At 66.6% G+C, this 1,096-nt stretch carries 1 protein-coding gene; it reads right to left on the bottom strand.

Features of this window, described 5'->3' with window-relative positions; all coding sequences use genetic code 11:
* The coding region (locus tag A5736_RS12830; RefSeq protein ID WP_076246584.1) for a glycosyltransferase at positions 1-1,096 on the bottom strand (1,096 nt) is incomplete at both ends.

The raw sequence follows: 1,096 nt of genomic DNA, 5'->3' as shown, positions 1-1,096 counted from the left end.
GCAGGTCCGTGACGAGCGATTCGCGGGTGGTGCTCGAAAAGCGCCGGGCGGAACCAACTTTCAGTCTTTTGACCTGAGTTCCCCAGAGCGTCTGATCGCCGAACGTCGGAAGGATCAGCGAGGGGACTCCGGCGCGCAGGCCCGCCGCCGTGGTTCCGGTGCCGCCATGATGTACGACCGCGCGGCAGGCGGGAAAGGCGGCCGAGTAATTCATCGCGTCGACGGTTTTGACGTGGTCGAAATGCGGGGCGTCGCTGAAGTCGGTGTCCGCAGAGCAGATCAGCGCCCGTTCGCCCAGTTGCGCGCAGGCCGCGCCGATCATGGCGACGGTGTCGGCGGGAGACTTGACCGGCGTGCTGCCGAAGCCGAAGAAAATCGGCGGTGTTCCCGCGGCGATCCACGACGCGACCTCCTCGTCGGCGTCCGTGGTCAACTCCATCGTCAGCGCCCCGACGACCGGCCGTTGGCCGTTCCATTTCGCCCATTCGGCCGCCAGCCCCGGAAAGCACACCTCGTCGTAGGCCTGGATTTCCAGCGATGCGCGCTCGGCGATCCGCCGCGACCACAGGCCCGCCGCCTTTGGTAGCCCGAGTTCGCGGCGCTGCACGTCATCGAAGTTCTTCACCCCGCGCCAACTCACCCACTCGTACAGCCGCACCGCGTAACGGCCCAGCGACGGTGACAGGAATGGCAGGACCTGTCCGTTGACCCGCACCGGGGCGAGATGCAGGGTGGCCAGCGGAATGTCGTAGTACTCGGCGACATTGGCGGCGGGCTGTTCGAAATTCAGAAACGTGACCAGCAGGTCGGACCCGGCCGCCAGCGTCCGCAGTGTCGCGGTGATTTGCTCCCAGTGCCGGGTGACGGACTGCCCGATGTCGCGCCACGACCTGACCAGATCTCGGATCTTCCAGAATTTGCGGAACACACGCGTCCAGAAGTCGCGGTGCGAACTCCACCACTCCCGCGTATCGGGCCCGTAGGCGACGGCCGACAGCCCAGCCGACTCGGCAAAGTCGACCAGGTCAGGCGGAACCGCGATGTACACGTCGTGACCGCGGCGCAGCAGTTCACGGCCGACTGCGACGCAGGGCTC

Source organism: Mycobacterium sp. SP-6446 (genome assembly GCF_001954045.1).
Classification (GTDB): Bacteria; Actinomycetota; Actinomycetes; order Mycobacteriales; family Mycobacteriaceae; genus Mycobacterium.
This window is presented reverse-complemented; position numbering and strand designations above follow the sequence as displayed.